The organism is Dongia sp. (genome assembly GCF_041905885.1).
Classification (GTDB): domain Bacteria; phylum Pseudomonadota; class Alphaproteobacteria; order Dongiales; family Dongiaceae; genus Dongia.
In genome coordinates this window covers 38115-52285 of record NZ_JAYRKD010000007.1, presented here as the reverse complement: position 1 = coordinate 52285, position 14171 = coordinate 38115, and the positions used below count along the sequence as shown (strand labels likewise).

Genomic DNA, 14171 nt, shown 5'->3' with positions numbered 1-14171 from the left:
CTTCACGCCACCTAGGCCTGGAGACCGTCGTGTCGCTCGTCCTTCCCGCCACCCGCAGCATGTCCGGCAGCGACTGGCTGCTGCTGATCCTACTCTCCGTCGTCTGGGGCGGCTCGTTCTTCTTTGCCAAGGTCGCTGTCGCCGAACTGCCGCCGCTCGTCATCGTGCTCGCGCGCGTCGCGATCGCCGCGGCGGCCTTGCATCTGCTGCGGCTCGCTTTGGGCCAGCGCATGCCGGGCGAAGCTGCGCTGTGGCGCGACTTCCTGCTGATGGGACTGTTGAACAACGCGATCCCGTTCAGTCTGATCTTCTGGGGGCAGAAGGAGATCGCCAGCGGCCTCGCCTCGATCCTCAATGCGACGACGCCGCTCTTCACCGTGCTGGTGGCGCATCTGCTCACCACCGAGGAGCGGGCGACACCGGCCAAGCTCTGCGGCGTCGCGCTCGGCTTGATCGGGGTCGCGTTGATGATCGGGCTCGACCTCATCTCCGGTTTCGGCGGCCATCTCTGGAGCGAGCTCGCGGTCCTGGCGGCGGCCCTGTCCTATGCTTTCGCCGGCGTGTTCGGCCGCCGGTTCAAAGGCCGCCCGCCGCTGGTCGTCGCGGCGGGACAGCTGACCGGCAGCTCGATGCTGATCCTGCCCCTGGCACTGATCGCCGATCAACCCTGGGCGCTGCCGATGCCGAGCGCCGGCACCTGGGCGGCGCTGATCGGTCTCGCCTTGCTCAGCACCGCGCTCGCCTATGTGATCTTCTTCCGCATCCTGGCACGGGCGGGTGCGACCAACCTGCTGCTGGTGACCTTCCTCATTCCGGTGAGCGCGCTGTTGCTGGGCGTCGCCTTCCTCGACGAGACGTTGAGCCTCCACCAGCTGGCCGGCATGGCCCTGATCGGCCTCGGCCTCGCCGCGATCGATGGGCGGCCGATCCGGATGCTGCGCCGGTCCTGAGAGGCCAAGGCCGCGGGCGCGTGCCGTTAAGCTTTCGTGACGTTTGCCGGTGTTGCGCAAAATCAAGGTGGCTTCCGATGCCGCGGCTCAATCTGGCGCTGAGCCAAACCCGCGCGAAGCCTCGGAGGAAGCCATGTCTTCGACCACTGCGAATACCGCGATTCCGGACAGCCGCGCGACGGCGCCGCGCAAGCTCAGGCTCGGCGCGCTCACCGCGCTGGTGATCGGCTCCATGGTGGGCTCCGGGGTGTTCGGGTTGCCGCACGACATGGCCAAGGCGGCGGGTCCGCTGGCGATCCTGATCGGCTGGGGCGTCACCGCGGTCGGCATGCTGGCCCTGGTCTTCGTCTACCAGAGCCTGGCGATGCGAAAACCCGATCTCGATGCCGGTCCCTATGCCTATGCGCAGGCCGGCTTCGGCCCCTTCATCGGCTTCAACAGCGCCTGGGGCTATTGGATTTCCGCCTGGATCGGCAATGTCTCCTATGCGGTGCTGGTGTTTTCCGCGCTCTCGTTCTTCTTCCCGGTGTTCGGGGACGGCAATACCTGGCAGGCGGTGCTCGGCGCCTCGGTGCTGCTCTGGGCCGTGCATTTCCTGATTCTCTCCGGCGTGCGCCAGGCGGCGCTGGTCAACGTCATCACCACCATCGCCAAGATCGCGCCGATCGTGCTGTTCATCGCGGTCGCCGCGGTCGCCTTCAAGCTCGACCTGTTCGCGATGGATTTCAGCGGTCCCGCCGACGGCGCGCTCGGCAGCGTCATGGACCAGGTGAAGTCCACCATGCTGGTGACGCTCTGGGTGTTCATCGGCATCGAGGGGGCGAGCGTGGTCTCGTCGCGGGCGGAACGCCGCCGCGACATCGGCACCGCGACCATCGCCGGCTTCATGACCTGCCTCGGCCTCTATGCGCTGGTCTCGCTGCTTTCGCTCGGCGTCATGCAGCGCCCCGAGCTCGCCGCGCTGAAGAATCCCTCGATGGCCGGCGTGCTCGAGACCCTGGTCGGCGCCTGGGGCGCGGCGCTGATCAACATCGCGGTCGTTGTCTCGGTGGTCGGTGCCTTCCTGAGCTGGACCCTGTTCGCGGCGGAGATCGCCTTCGTCGCCGCCAAGCGCAACACGCTGCCGAAGATCTTCGCCGCCGCCAACCAGAACGGCGCGCCCTCGGCCGCGCGGTGGATCACCAACGCCCTGGTCCAGGTGTTCCTGATCGTCACTCTCTATGCGCAGAGCACCAACCAGGCGCTCTACTACATCGCCTCGACCGCGATCCTGGTGCCCTATGTCTTCTCCGGCGCCTATGCGCTGAAGCTGGCGCTCAGCGGCGAGAGCTACCAGGCGGGCGAGATGCGGGCCGGGGGCCTGCTCGCCGGCCTGATCGCGACGGTCTATGGCGCCTGGCTGGTCTATGCCGCCGGCCCGGCCTATCTCTTCATGTGCGCGATGCTCTATGCGCCGGGCATCATCGCCCATGTGATCGCCCGCCGCGAATCCGGCCAGCGCCTGTTCTATCCGGTGGAGCTCGTGCTCGCCGCGGGACTCCTGCTTGCCGCGGTCTGGGCCGGCTACGACATCTATGCCGGCATCATCAGTCCCTTGTGAGTGCGTCCCATGGAAGCGAAGAAGATCGAGACCGAGCTCGGCGTCCATTCGGAGATCGGCCGGCTTCGCGAGGTGATGGTGCACCGGCCCGACTTGAGCCTGCAGCGCCTCACCCCCGAGAACTGCCGCAGCCTGCTGTTCGACGACGTGCTCTGGGTGAAGAAGGCGCGGCAGGAGCATGACGCCTTCGTCGATGCCCTGCGCGAGCGCGGCGTCACGGTGCGCGATTTCGGCACCATGCTGGCCGAGACCATGGCGATCCCCGAAGCGCGCGGCTGGCTGCTCGATCGCCGCCTGGCGCCCGGCGTGGTCGGGGCCGATGTCGCCGCGGAGCTGCGCCCCTGGCTTAACGAGGTTCCCGCCGACTGGCTGTCGCATCACCTGATCGGCGGCATCACCCGGGCCGAGCTGCCGGAGCAACCGCGCGGCCTGTTCGCCCGCACCCTGGAGAAGCAGGACTTCCTGCTGCCGCCGCTGCCCAACCAGCTGTTCACCCGCGACACCTCCTGCTGGATCTACGGCGGCGTCTCGGTCAATCCGATGTTCTGGCCGGCGCGGCGCCCGGAAGCCGCCAACGTGGCCGCGGTCTATCGCCATCACCCGCGATTCCGCGCGGCGAAGTTCGAGACCTGGTGGGACATCGAGGATTCGCCGACCGGCTTCCCGAGCCTCGAAGGCGGCGACGTGATGCCGATCGGGCGCGGCGTGGTGCTGATCGGCATGGGCGAGCGCTCGACGCCGCAGATGGTGGCGGCGGTGGCGAAGCGCCTGTTCGCCATGGGCGCCGCCGAGCGCGTGATCGGCGCGCTGATGCCGCGCGACCGCAGCTTCATGCACCTGGACACGATCTTCACGCTTTGCGCGCCCGATCTCGCGACCCTCTATCCGCAGGTGGTCGACCGCATCCGCAGCTTCAGCCTCTGGCCCGGCCAGGGCGAGGATGGCCTCACCATCGTTGAGGAGCAGAAATCCTTCACCGAGGTGGTGCGCGAGGCGCTCGGCCTGAAGGAGCTGCGCCTGGTGGCGACCGGCGGCGATTCATACGAGGCGGAGCGCGAGCAATGGGACGACGGCAACAACGTGGTGGCGATCGAGCCCGGCGTGGTCGTGGGCTATGACCGCAACGTCTATACCAACACCAAGCTGCGCCGGGCCGGCATCGAGGTCATCACCATCGAAGGCTCGGAGCTCGGGCGCGGCCGCGGCGGCGGCCATTGCATGACCTGCCCGCTGATCCGCGATCCGCTGTAACCAGGAGCACTGAACCCATGCCCGTCAATCTGCGCGGCCGCAGCGTCCTCACCCTGGACGATTTCACGCCCGAGGAAATCCGCTTCCTGCTGCGCCTCGCGGTCGACCTGAAGTCCGCCAAGCTCGCCGGCACCGAGCAGCCGCGCCTCAAGGGCAAGAACATCGCGCTCATCTTCGAGAAAGACTCCACCCGCACCCGGACCGGCTTCGAGGTCGCGGCCTATGACCAGGGCGCGCATGTGACCTATCTCGGCCCCAGCGGCAGCCAGATCGGCCACAAGGAGTCGATGAAGGATACCGCACGGGTGCTGGGGCGCGTCTACGATGCGATCGAATACCGCGGCTTCGGCCAGAAGATTGCCGAGGAACTCGCCGCCTTCGCCGGCGTGCCGGTCTATAACGGCCTGACCGACGAGTCGCATCCGACCCAGACGCTGGCCGACTTCATGACCATGCGCGAGTTCACTCACAAGCATCTCTCCGATTGCACCGTCGCCTTCCTCGGCGACGGGCGGAATAATGTTGCCCGCTCGCTCGCGGTCGGCGCCGCCAAGGTCGGCATCGACATGCGGATCGGCGCGCCCATGGGGCTCTGGCCGGACCGCGATTTCGTCGATCACCTGGCCACGGCGGCGGCGCAGAGCCACGGCAGCTTCAGCCTCTACGAGGATCCCAAGGAGGCGGTCGCCGGCGCCGACTTCGTCTACACCGACGTCTGGGTCTCCATGGGCGAGCCCGACAGCATCTGGGCCGAGCGGATCAAGCTGCTGACGCCCTATCGCGTGACCGCCGAGCTGATGGACGCGACCCGCAACCACTACGCCAAGTTCATGCATTGCCTGCCGGCGTTCCACAACGCCGAGACCGAGGTCGGGGCGGAAATCTTCAAGAAGTTCGGCATCGACTGCATGGAAGTGACGGAAGACGTTTTTGAGTCACCCGACTCGATCGTGTTCAGCCAGGCGGAGAACCGCATGCACACGATCAAGGCGATCCTGGTCGCGACGCTTGGAAATTGACGGGGAAGAGTTGGTCGGCCCTCGGCAGACTAGCTAGGCCGCCGCGGCGCGGTCCCGCGCGGTGATCGCCGCGTCGAGCGCAAGCAGCCGTTCGGCCTCGTCGACATGCAGCTTCTCGACCAGGCGGCCGCCGACCACGACCATGCCCTTGCCTTCGGCGCGCGCCTCCTTCCAGGCGGCGAGGATGGCGCGGGCGGCTTCGAGCTCGGCCGGCGTCGGCGCGAAGGCGCGGTTGGCGGCGTCGATCTGTTTCGGGTGGATCAGGGTCTTGCCGTCGAAGCCGAGGTCGCGACCCTGGCGGCACACCGCCTCGTAGCCTGCCTCGTCGGCGAGATCGAGATGCACGCCGTCCAGCGCGTCGAGACCGTGCGCGCGCGCCGCCAGCACGATCATGGTCAGCGCACCGACCGCACCGTCGCGCGCCGGCGTCGGACGGATGCGCAGTTCGCGGCCGAGATCGGAGGTGCCGGCGACGATGCAGGCGAGGCGCGGGCTCGCCCCCGCGATCGAATCCATGTTGAGGATGCAGCGCGGCGTCTCCGCCATGACCCAGATCGGCAGGGTCGACGGCGCGCCGGCCTTTTCCAGCATCAGGATCGCCTGCAGCACATCGGCGGCGGACTGGATCTTCGGGAACAGGATCGCATCGGCGCCGCATTTGGCGACCGCCGCGATGTCATCGCCGGCCCATTCGGTGTCGAGGCCATTCACCCGCACGATCACCTCGCGCCCGCCGAAGCCGCCCGCCTTCACCGCGTCAGCAACCTGACGCCGGGCGAGCGCCTTCGCCTCCGGAGCGACCGCGTCTTCCAGATCCAGGATCAGGCCATCGGCCGCAAGGCTGCGCGCTTTCTCCAGCGCACGCTCATTGCTGCCGGGCATGTAGAGGACCGACCGGCGCGGTCGAATCGTCATCGCTCTTGCTCCCGCCCCCGGTTTGTAGAATCGAGGGGTGCGAATGGGGGCCTAGATTCGCTTTCGCGGTTGCAACAGCGGGATTGTTAACATGCCGGCAGATTGTCCGGCAAACGGTAATTACTAGCTTATCTACGACATTCTCGGTCCGAGATCGGCCTTTCGGATGAGACGCGCAAATTCCCAAATCAGGAAAATTCTCCGGGGATTCACGGGCCTGGCAACCCTCTGTTAATCTCTCCTCCCTATGTTGGGGCATGACAGCCGATCACTCGGAAGATCGGCGGACAAGCCTTGAGGGCCTTCGAGCCCCCGCCAGGGAGACCCAGATGGACGTCGGTTCCGTCAGCAGCAGCAACGCCACCTCGACCGCGATCGAGGGCCTGAAGAAGGCCACGAACACGGTCAACAACGCCGCCCAGAACATCGCCGGCGGCTCGCAGGATCCCCAGGACATCGTCTCGTTGAGCCAGGCCGCGACCAGCTTCAAGGCCAATGCCGCGGTCATCAAGACCAGCGACGAGATGACCAAGTCCCTGCTCGACATCAAAGCGTAACCCCAAGGGCGTAACCCAGAATGGATCTCGCCGCCGCCGCGGGCGCTGCTTCCCAGATCAGCGCCGCCCAACGGGCCCAACAGGTTTCGATCGCCGCGCTGCGCTCCAGCAATCTGCAGGCGCAGTCGCTGGCCTCCATGCTCGGCAACTCGGCCGCTTCCGGCACCAGTTCGGTGAGCGCTCCCCAGCCGACCGCCCCGGCCGCTGCCGGCGGCAACGGCGGCGATACCGGCGGCGGGTCCTCGCAGGCCAGCAACGCGGCCTCGCCGCGCGGCTCGCTGCTGAACATCCTGGTCTGAGCTTCCCCTTCTCTCGTCTCTGCCTTCCGCTATAGGATCGTCCGTTGGCGCGCGGTTTTGCGCGCGCCCGGGGGATGGAGGCCGCGTGGCGGCTGCCTTGCCGATCGACGATGCCGTGCGAAATGCCGTCAGAGCCGCCGAGACCGGCGACTATGAGGCGGCGAAGCGGATCTGTGCCGGCATTCTCGAGCAGGACGCCGAGAATGCCGAGGCCTTGCATCTGCTCGGCGTGCTCGCCTACCAGGTCGGGCTGCAGGCCCAGGAAGCGCTGAACCTGGTCGACCGCGCGATCGCCGCCGAACCCGCCAACAGCCGATTCTTCAACACCCGCGGCGCGCTCTATTACGCGCTCGGCATGAATGCCGAAGCGGAGGCCGCCTTCCGCCGCGCGCTGGAAATCGATTCCGGCGACGCCAATGCCTGGAACAATCTCGGCAATGCGCTGCTGAAGCTCGACCAGGTCGGGCCGGCCGAAGCCTGCTTCCGCGAGGCGATCCGCGTTGAGCCCGAGCTCAACAGCGCCATCAACAATCTCGGCATCGCCCTCAAACGCGAGGGTGCGCTCGACAAGGCGCTGGCCTGTTTCCGCCAGGCGGTGCTGCGCGAGCCCGACTATCTCGACGCCCATTACAATCTCGCCGATGTCTACAACCAGATGGACGACCAGCCCGCGGCCGAGCGGCATTTCCGCCGCGCGCTGGAGATCGACGCCGATTGCGCGCCGGCGCATTGCGGCCTCGCCCAGTGCCTGACCGAGCAGAACCGCAACGAAGAAGCGCTCGCGGTGCTGAAGTCCGCCGCCGAGCGGCTGCCCGAGGACGAGGACGTGCAGTTCTGCCTGCACCTCGCCACCTCGGGCATGATCCCCGCCTGGCATATCCCGATGATCAACGACGACGAGCGGAACGCCGCCTACGAGCGGGCGCTGGCCCGGGCGGTGACCCCGGATTCGCTGGTGCTGGAGATCGGCACCGGCTCCGGCCTGGTAGCGATGATGGCGGCGCGGGCCGGGGCGAGACAGGTCGTCACCTGCGAGGCGGTGCCGATCCTGGCGAAGATCGCCAAGGAGACCGTCGCCCGCAACGGCTTTGCCGACAAGATCACGGTCCTGAGCAAGCGCTCCACGCAGGTCAAGCTCGGCGCGGATCTGCCGGAGAAAGCCGACATCTTCGTCTCGGAGCTGATCAACATCGGCATGCTGGCGCCCAACATGCTGCCGATCATCCAGCATGCCCGCGCCAACCTGGTGAAGCCCGAGGCCCGGATCATCCCGCAGGCCGCGGTGGTCTGGGGCGTGCTGATGCAATGCGACCATCTCGCCAACATCAATCCGGTGCGGGAGATCGCCGGCTTCGACATGGGCGCCTTCGACATCTTCCGCTCGCCGGGCTATGCGCAGATCGATCTCGGCGCCGACCCGCACCGCGTGCTCTCGGGCCGCGTCCGGGTGCTCGACTTCGACTTCCGCAAGGCGATGAAGACCGAGGACCTGCGGCAGCTGGCGATCACCGCCAACCGCGCCGGAACCTGCCACGGCGTCTGCTTCTGGTTCGACCTCATCCTCGACGACGAGGTCACCTACCGCTCGGAAAGCCGCAGCCGCACCAACCACTGGAAGCAGGCGATCCACTTCTTCCCCGAGCCGGTCGAAGTCGCGGAAGGCGACCGCTTGGACGTCGCCGCCGGCTATGATAACACCCGCATCTTCTTCAACCTGCTCGGCCACCAGCCGCGCAACGGCGCCCAGCCGAGTTAGATCTGAACGGAACCACCATGAAAGCACGCATCGAATGGATCGAGGGACGCGTGTTCCTCGGCACCAGCAACAGCGGCCACGGCATCGTGATCGCGGCACCGACCGGCCAAGGCGTTCCGACGATCGCGCCCTCGCCGATGGAATACGTGCTGCTCGGCACCGGTGGCTGCACGGCGACCGACGTGGTGATGATCCTGGAGAAAGGCCGTCACGATGTGCGCGGCTGCGAGGTGACCTTGGACGCCGACCGCGCGCCCGAGGAGCCGAAGGTCTTCACCAAGATCCGCTTCCACTTCAAGGTGACCGGCAAGGGCCTGAAACACGACGCCGTCGAACGCGCGATCAAGCTCTCGGCGGAGAAGTATTGCTCCGCCTCGATCATGCTGGAGAAGAGCGGCACCGAGATCACCCACGACTTCGAGATCGTGGAGGCCGATTGACGAGGTAGTACGCCCGTAATTCCTCGTCATGGTCGGCGAAGGCCGACCATCCACGAGTTTGGTGCGTCCACTGAGTGCCACCTGAGGGAAACTCGTGGATGGTACGCCTTCGCGTACCATGACGATTCAGTTGTGGAACAACTGAATCGTCAGTTGACCGCCTTCGGGAAGTAATCGACCGGCAGGTCCTCGGGGTCCGGCGGGATCACCGGCTTTTCCTTGAAGGTCTGCGACCGCTTCTGCGCGGCTTCGATCTGGGCCGGGGTCATCAGCGCCTCGATCTTGCTGCGTTCCTTGATCAAGGCGTCGCGCTCGACGCTGTCGGGCAGGCGGGAGACCGCGATGTTGATCCACATATAGGCCTTGCCGAGATCGACGCCGGTGCCCTTGCCGTCGCGGTAGAGCGAGGAGAGCGCGGCATAGGCGCCGAAACAGCCCTGGTTCGCCGCCTTCTCGAACCAGTAGAGCGAGCGCGCGTAATCCTGCGGCACGCCCTGGCCCGCGTAATACACAAACCCAAGCAACCGCTCGGCCTCGGGATGACCGACCTTGGCGAGGCGCTGGAAGATCGGCACCGCCTTCAAGTAGTCGCCGAGCTGATAGGCGTCCCAGGCCGGCTTGGCGCCGCCGACCTCCTGCAGGTGGTCCCAGGTGCGGATCTCGTCATCGACCACGACCGCGCGAACGCAGAGCGTCGCCGTGGTCTTGATCGGCGGCACCGGGGCGCCGGTCAGGGCCTCGCGGGCGGTCAGGTCCGGCGGTGGGGCGGCAAATTGCGCCGGGGGCGCGCTGAGCTGGGTGGCACCGGCGGCCGGCGGCGCCAGCGGCGGCAAAGGCTGCGCCTGCACCGGCCCCTGCTGCGCCAGGGCCGAACCCGCTGAAATCAGGCCGAAAACGGCCGCGATGAAAAGCTGCTGAAGCTTGATCATGGCCCCAGTCTAGCATTCCCCATGCCGGTTTGCCGCCGCTCCTGCCCGCCACCCTCTTGGAAATTAACGATTCCGGGGCCATATCCGGCCCCATGTCGCAAGAGGTGACCGTCTATAACCCCCGCAAGTTCGAGCGCGACCGCGCCCGCGTGAACCACGGCTTCTGGCCGAAGCTGCGCCGGGTGGCGCGACGTGTGCCTTTCCTCGGTGAATTGCTGGCGGCCTATTACGCCACGCTCGACCCGAAAACGCCGCTCCAGGTGAAGGCGGTCCTGATGGCTGCCCTTGCCTATTTTGTGCTGCCGATCGACGTCATTCCGGATTTCATCGCCGGCTTCGGATTCACCGACGACGCGGCCGTGCTCTATGCCGCCATCCGCAGCGTCGCCTCCAGCATCCGCCCGGAGCACCGCACGCGCGCGCAGCAGATGCTGGACAAGGCGCTGGCCGACTAGACTCCGGGTCGCTCCGACGCGATCGCTTCCGCTTTCACCGCCTGCCGGTCACCCGCGCGTTTCAACCGCGCTTCGCGCTGCGCGATGTAGACCGTGCTGCCGACCACGATCACCGCGCCGCCGATGGTCCAGATGTCAGGCATCTCGCTGAACAGCACGAAGCCGATCAGGCCGGCGAACAGCAAGCGCAGATAATCGAACGGCGCCACCGCCGAAGCCTCGCCGATGCGGAAGGCGCGGATCCAGAGATATTGCGAATAGGCGCCGACCAGGCCGATGCCCGCCAGCAGCAGCCATTCCATCGGATTCGGCCAGCGCCAGGCCCAGAGCGCCAGCGGCAGCGCGATCAGGATCGCGATGATGCCGTAATAGAACATCATCACCAGCTCGGTCTCGGTTTCCGGCAGCTTCTTCACGATGGTGATGAGAAAGGCGATCGAGAAGGCATCGCCCAGCGCCAGGAAGGCCCAGGGCGAGAAGGTGTCGGCGCCCGGGCGGATCATCACCAGCACGCCGAGGAAGCCGATGATGGTCGCCGCCCAGCGCCGCCAGCGCACCTGCTCGCCGATGATGAAATAGGCGAGGATCACCGCGAACAGCGGCTTGGTGAAGCTCAAGGCGGTGTAGTTGGCCAGCGCCAGCTTGCCGATGCCGACATAGGCGCAGACCACCGAGACGGAACCCAGCACGCCGCGCCAGACATGTTTGTCGAGATGCTGCGTCCTGAAGCCGGCCTTGCCGGCGAAGGCGAGGAAGGGGAACAGCGCGACGAAGCCGAACAAGGCGCGGAAGAAGGCGATCTCGAACCCGTCCATGCCGTTCTGGCTGAGCTCCTTCACCATGGCCGCGATGAAGGAATAGCTGACGCCGCTCAAGGTCATCAGCAGGGCGCCCTTGGTGTTCGGCGCGAGATCGGCCCAGAAGGGTTTCATGGTTTGGTACTCGGGGTGCCGATCGGGTCGGCGCTGACGGCGACCGCCTGGGCCGCCGCCGATTGGTGCAGCTTCGCCTCGCGGCGGGCGATGTAGATGCCGGAGCCGACGATGAGCGCCGCACCGATCCAGGTATGCAGGCCGGGCTCCTCGCTGAACGCCCAATAGCCGATCAAGGCGGCGAACAGCAGCCGCACATAGTCATAGGAAACCACCAGCGAGACCTCGGCCATGCCGAGCGCCCGTACCCAGCAGAGATGCCCGAGCGTGCCGGCGAGGCCCATGCCGGCCATGAACCACCACCAGTCGGCGGCCGGCGGCCAGGACCAGACCGGCAGCGCCAGGGCCAGCGACATCGGCGTCAGCAGCAGCACCATATAGGTGACGATCGCATTCGAGCTCTCGGTCTTGGAGAGGTTTTTCACCACCAGCGAGACGACTGCGCTCAACGCGGCGGCAAAGAGTGCCAATGCCTCGCCTAAGCCGAGCCCGGTGGATGCCGGCTGCAGCACCACCAGCACGCCGATAAAGCCGACGATGGTGGCTGTCCAGCGCCGGAACCGCACGCTTTCCTTGAGCACGAGGACCGCCAGCATGGTTGCGAACAGCGGCGCGGTGAAACTCATGGAGATCGCCTCGGCGAAACCCATCAGCGACAGTGACCAGAAGCCGGCCACCATCGAGACGAAGCTGATCGCGGATCGGAGCGTGAACATCCAGAAGCGGTCGGTCTTCAGGGTGCCGAGCCCGTTCTTGAACAGCCAGGGCAGCATGAAGAAGAGGCCGAAGAAATTCCGCCAGAAGGTGGTGACGAAAGGATGCATGCCGAGGTCGCTGAGGACCCGGACCTGCGCGCTCAAGGTGGCGAAGCAGGCGCTGGCGCAGAGCACCAGCACCACGGCCAACAAAGGGTGGGCGCCGCGACCGGAAGGGCCGCCGGCGGCAAATCGGGCGGCGGAAGGGGGCAAGGGAATGTCGGGTTTGGTCTTGTCAATTCTTGTGGTGGCTGGGCAGATTAGGCCCAAATCGCGCGCCTGACCAATTCCGTTCGCGCAAGGGAGCTAAGCATGTCTGAACCGGCCCAAACTGGGGCACCCGATGCGGGAACTTTGGCGCACGAACCATTATGGCGCCCCAGCGAAGCGGCGGTGGCCGCCGCCAACATGACCAAGTTCCGCACCCAGGTGGCGCGGGACTGGCAGATCGGCTTGAAGGACACCGACGCGCTCTGGGCCTGGTCCACCGAGCAGGTCGACCGCTTCTGGACCTCGCTCTGGCGCTCTTGCGACGTGATCGGCGAGATGGGACGGCCGGCGCTCATCAACGGCGACAAGATGCCGGGCGCGCAGTTCTTCCCCAACGCCAAGCTCAACTGGGCCGAGAACCTGCTGCGTTTCTCCAGGGGCAATCCGCGGGACGCGATCGTGTTCTGGGGAGAGGACAAGGTGAAACGGCGGATCGCCCATGCCGAGCTCTGGGATGACGTGGCACGGCTGGCGCAGTATTTCCGCTGGCTCGGCCTCGAGCCCGGCGATCGCGTGGCGGGCTTTGTGCCCAACATGCCGGAAAGCATCATCGGCGCGCTGGCCGCGGCTTCGATCGGCTGCATCTGGTCTTCCTGCTCGCCGGATTTCGGCGTGCAGGGCGTGCTCGACCGCTTCGGCCAGATCGAGCCCAAGGTGCTGCTGACCGCCGACGGCTATTGGTACAACGGCAAGCCGCAGAACTCGCTCGCGCGCGTGCAGGAAGTGCTGGCCAAGCTGCCGAGCGTACAGCAGGTGCTGGTCATCCCCTATCTCAACAACCACCCGGACATCGCGCAGATGCCGCGGGCGAAGCTGTTCCGCGAGGCCCTGAACGAGCAGACCGGCGGCGAGATCAGCTTCGACCGGGTGCCGTTCAACCATCCGCTCTTCATTATGTATTCCTCGGGCACCACGGGCGTGCCGAAATGCATCGTGCACGGCCAGGGCGGCACCTTGCTCCAGCATCTGAAGGAGCATCGCCTCCACTGCGACATCAAGCCGGGCGACCGGATGTTCTACTTCACCACCTGTGGCTGGATGATGTGGAACTGGCTGATCTCCGGCCTCGCCTCGGGCGCGACCTTGCTGCTGTTCGACGGATCGCCGGCCGGCAACATCCTCTTCGACTTTGCCCAGGCGGAGAAGTGCACCATGTTCGGCACTTCGGCGAAATGGATCGATGCCTGCGCCAAGGCCGGGCTCGAGCCGAAGAAGACGCATGATCTCTCGACCGTGCGGATGATCACCTCGACCGGTTCGCCGCTGGCGCCCGAGAGCTTCGACTACATCTACGAGAAGGTGAAGACCGACGTCTGCCTCTCCTCGATCTCCGGCGGCACCGATATCGTCTCCTGCTTCATGCTCGGCAACCCGACCGGGCCGGTCTGGCGCGGCGAGATCCAGATGCGCGGCCTCGGGCTCAAAGTCGAGGTCTGGAACGACGAAGGCAAGCCGGTCAGCGGCGAGAAGGGCGAGCTCGTTTGCACCAAGCCCTTCCCCTCGATGCCGGTCGGCTTCTGGAACGACGAGGGCGGCAAGCGCTACAAAGCCGCCTATTTCGAGAAGTATCCGAACATCTGGCACCACGGCGACTATGTCGAGCTCACCGCCCATGGCGGCATCATCGTCTACGGCCGCTCCGACGCGGTGCTCAATCCCGGGGGCGTGCGCATCGGCACCGCCGAGATCTATCGCCAGGTCGAACAGCTGCCGGAGATCCTGGAGAGCATCGTGATCGGCCAGGACTGGCAGAACGACGTGCGCGTGGTGCTGTTCGTGCGCCTGCGCGACGGCGTCAAGCTGGACGAGGCCTTGAAGGACCGGATCAAGGCGCAGATCCGCGCCAACACCACGCCGCGCCACGTGCCGGCGAAGATCGTCGCCGTCGTCGACATCCCGCGCACCAAATCCGGCAAGATCACCGAGCTCGCGGTCCGCGACACGGTCCATGGGCTGGCGGTGAAGAACAAGGAAGCGCTGGCCAATCCGGAAGCGCTGGATCTCTACGTCGATATTGCCGAGTTGAAGTCTTGAACGCGTTGA

Annotated in this window: 14 protein-coding genes; 10 read left to right on the top strand and 4 right to left on the bottom strand. The window is 66.4% G+C overall.

What is annotated here, in order from left to right; translation table 11 throughout:
• The first annotated feature begins 29 nt into the window (after positions 1–29).
• From ACH2CY_RS09100 to argF, 4 genes are all read left to right on the top strand, one after another.
• Entirely contained in the window at positions 30–950 is a 921-nt protein-coding gene (locus ACH2CY_RS09100; protein WP_395018321.1) for a DMT family transporter, read from the top strand.
• 133 nt (positions 951–1083) lie between these two features.
• Positions 1084–2550, top strand: coding sequence for an arginine-ornithine antiporter (gene arcD, locus ACH2CY_RS09095; protein ID WP_395018320.1), 1467 nt, complete (start codon positions 1084–1086; stop codon positions 2548–2550).
• A 9-nt stretch (positions 2551–2559) separates the two neighbouring features.
• Positions 2560–3801 (top strand): arginine deiminase, encoded by a 1242-nt coding sequence (locus ACH2CY_RS09090; RefSeq protein WP_395018318.1) that lies wholly within the window; start codon positions 2560–2562, stop codon positions 3799–3801.
• A gap of 17 nt (positions 3802–3818) precedes the next feature.
• Positions 3819–4820 (top strand): ornithine carbamoyltransferase, encoded by a 1002-nt coding sequence (argF, locus tag ACH2CY_RS09085; protein WP_395018316.1) that lies wholly within the window; start codon positions 3819–3821, stop codon positions 4818–4820.
• Positions 4821–4853: 33 nt separating this feature from the next.
• On the opposite strand, the gene ACH2CY_RS09080 is transcribed toward argF, so the two are convergent.
• Positions 4854–5735, bottom strand: a complete 882-nt coding sequence (locus ACH2CY_RS09080) for an HpcH/HpaI aldolase/citrate lyase family protein (RefSeq protein WP_395018314.1) — start codon at positions 5733–5735, stop codon at positions 4854–4856.
• A 329-nt stretch (positions 5736–6064) separates the two neighbouring features.
• Here ACH2CY_RS09080 and ACH2CY_RS09075 point away from each other — a divergent pair, with 329 nt between their 5' ends.
• The 4 genes from ACH2CY_RS09075 to ACH2CY_RS09060 all read left to right on the top strand — a co-directional run bounded on the left by ACH2CY_RS09075 (position 6065) and on the right by ACH2CY_RS09060 (position 8787).
• Entirely contained in the window at positions 6065–6292 is a 228-nt protein-coding gene (locus ACH2CY_RS09075) for a flagellar basal body rod C-terminal domain-containing protein (RefSeq protein ID WP_395018312.1), read from the top strand.
• Between the two features lie 20 nt (positions 6293–6312).
• Positions 6313–6591, top strand: coding sequence for a hypothetical protein (locus ACH2CY_RS09070; RefSeq protein WP_395018311.1), 279 nt, complete (start codon positions 6313–6315; stop codon positions 6589–6591).
• An 85-nt stretch (positions 6592–6676) separates the two neighbouring features.
• Entirely contained in the window at positions 6677–8347 is a 1671-nt protein-coding gene (locus ACH2CY_RS09065; RefSeq protein ID WP_395018310.1) for a tetratricopeptide repeat protein, read from the top strand.
• A 17-nt stretch (positions 8348–8364) separates the two neighbouring features.
• Positions 8365–8787, top strand: a complete 423-nt coding sequence (locus ACH2CY_RS09060) for an OsmC family protein (RefSeq protein WP_395018309.1) — start codon at positions 8365–8367, stop codon at positions 8785–8787.
• A 149-nt stretch (positions 8788–8936) separates the two neighbouring features.
• Here ACH2CY_RS09060 and ACH2CY_RS09055 read toward each other — a convergent pair whose 3' ends face one another.
• A complete protein-coding gene (locus ACH2CY_RS09055; protein WP_395018307.1) occupies positions 8937–9716 on the bottom strand; it encodes a tetratricopeptide repeat protein in 780 nt (259 codons plus the stop codon).
• Positions 9717–9808: 92 nt separating this feature from the next.
• Here ACH2CY_RS09055 and ACH2CY_RS09050 point away from each other — a divergent pair, with 92 nt between their 5' ends.
• Entirely contained in the window at positions 9809–10171 is a 363-nt protein-coding gene (locus tag ACH2CY_RS09050; protein ID WP_395018305.1) for a YkvA family protein, read from the top strand.
• Here ACH2CY_RS09050 and ACH2CY_RS09045 read toward each other — a convergent pair.
• Both ACH2CY_RS09045 and ACH2CY_RS09040 read right to left on the bottom strand, forming a co-directional pair.
• Positions 10168–11103: a DMT family transporter gene (locus tag ACH2CY_RS09045; protein WP_395018303.1), complete on the bottom strand. Its 936-nt coding sequence runs from the start codon at positions 11101–11103 to the stop codon at positions 10168–10170. The two genes, ACH2CY_RS09050 and ACH2CY_RS09045, sit on opposite strands and share 4 nt — an antisense overlap.
• Entirely contained in the window at positions 11100–12002 is a 903-nt protein-coding gene (locus ACH2CY_RS09040; RefSeq protein WP_395018651.1) for a DMT family transporter, read from the bottom strand. The genes ACH2CY_RS09045 and ACH2CY_RS09040 overlap by 4 nt, the downstream gene beginning before the upstream one ends.
• Positions 12003–12170: 168 nt before the next feature.
• Here ACH2CY_RS09040 and ACH2CY_RS09035 point away from each other — a divergent pair, with 168 nt between their 5' ends.
• Positions 12171–14162 (top strand): acetoacetate--CoA ligase, encoded by a 1992-nt coding sequence (locus tag ACH2CY_RS09035; protein ID WP_395018302.1) that lies wholly within the window; start codon positions 12171–12173, stop codon positions 14160–14162.
• Positions 14163–14171 lie beyond the last annotated feature (9 nt).

Bases quoted from the DNA above. Each gene is read 5' to 3' on its own strand.
- arcD (WP_395018320.1), top strand. From the start codon at position 1,084: ATGTCTTCGACCACTGCGAATACCGCGATTCCGGACAGCCGCGCGACG.
- ACH2CY_RS09090 (WP_395018318.1), top strand. From the start codon at position 2,560: ATGGAAGCGAAGAAGATCGAGACCGAGCTCGGCGTCCATTCGGAGATC.
- argF (WP_395018316.1), top strand. From the start codon at position 3,819: ATGCCCGTCAATCTGCGCGGCCGCAGCGTCCTCACCCTGGACGATTTC.
- ACH2CY_RS09080 (WP_395018314.1), bottom strand. From the start codon at position 5,735: ATGACGATTCGACCGCGCCGGTCGGTCCTCTACATGCCCGGCAGCAAT.
- ACH2CY_RS09075 (WP_395018312.1), top strand. From the start codon at position 6,065: ATGGACGTCGGTTCCGTCAGCAGCAGCAACGCCACCTCGACCGCGATC.
- ACH2CY_RS09070 (WP_395018311.1), top strand. From the start codon at position 6,313: ATGGATCTCGCCGCCGCCGCGGGCGCTGCTTCCCAGATCAGCGCCGCC.
- ACH2CY_RS09060 (WP_395018309.1), top strand. From the start codon at position 8,365: ATGAAAGCACGCATCGAATGGATCGAGGGACGCGTGTTCCTCGGCACC.
- ACH2CY_RS09055 (WP_395018307.1), bottom strand. From the start codon at position 9,716: ATGATCAAGCTTCAGCAGCTTTTCATCGCGGCCGTTTTCGGCCTGATT.
- ACH2CY_RS09050 (WP_395018305.1), top strand. From the start codon at position 9,809: ATGTCGCAAGAGGTGACCGTCTATAACCCCCGCAAGTTCGAGCGCGAC.
- ACH2CY_RS09045 (WP_395018303.1), bottom strand. From the start codon at position 11,103: ATGAAACCCTTCTGGGCCGATCTCGCGCCGAACACCAAGGGCGCCCTG.
- ACH2CY_RS09035 (WP_395018302.1), top strand. From the start codon at position 12,171: ATGTCTGAACCGGCCCAAACTGGGGCACCCGATGCGGGAACTTTGGCG.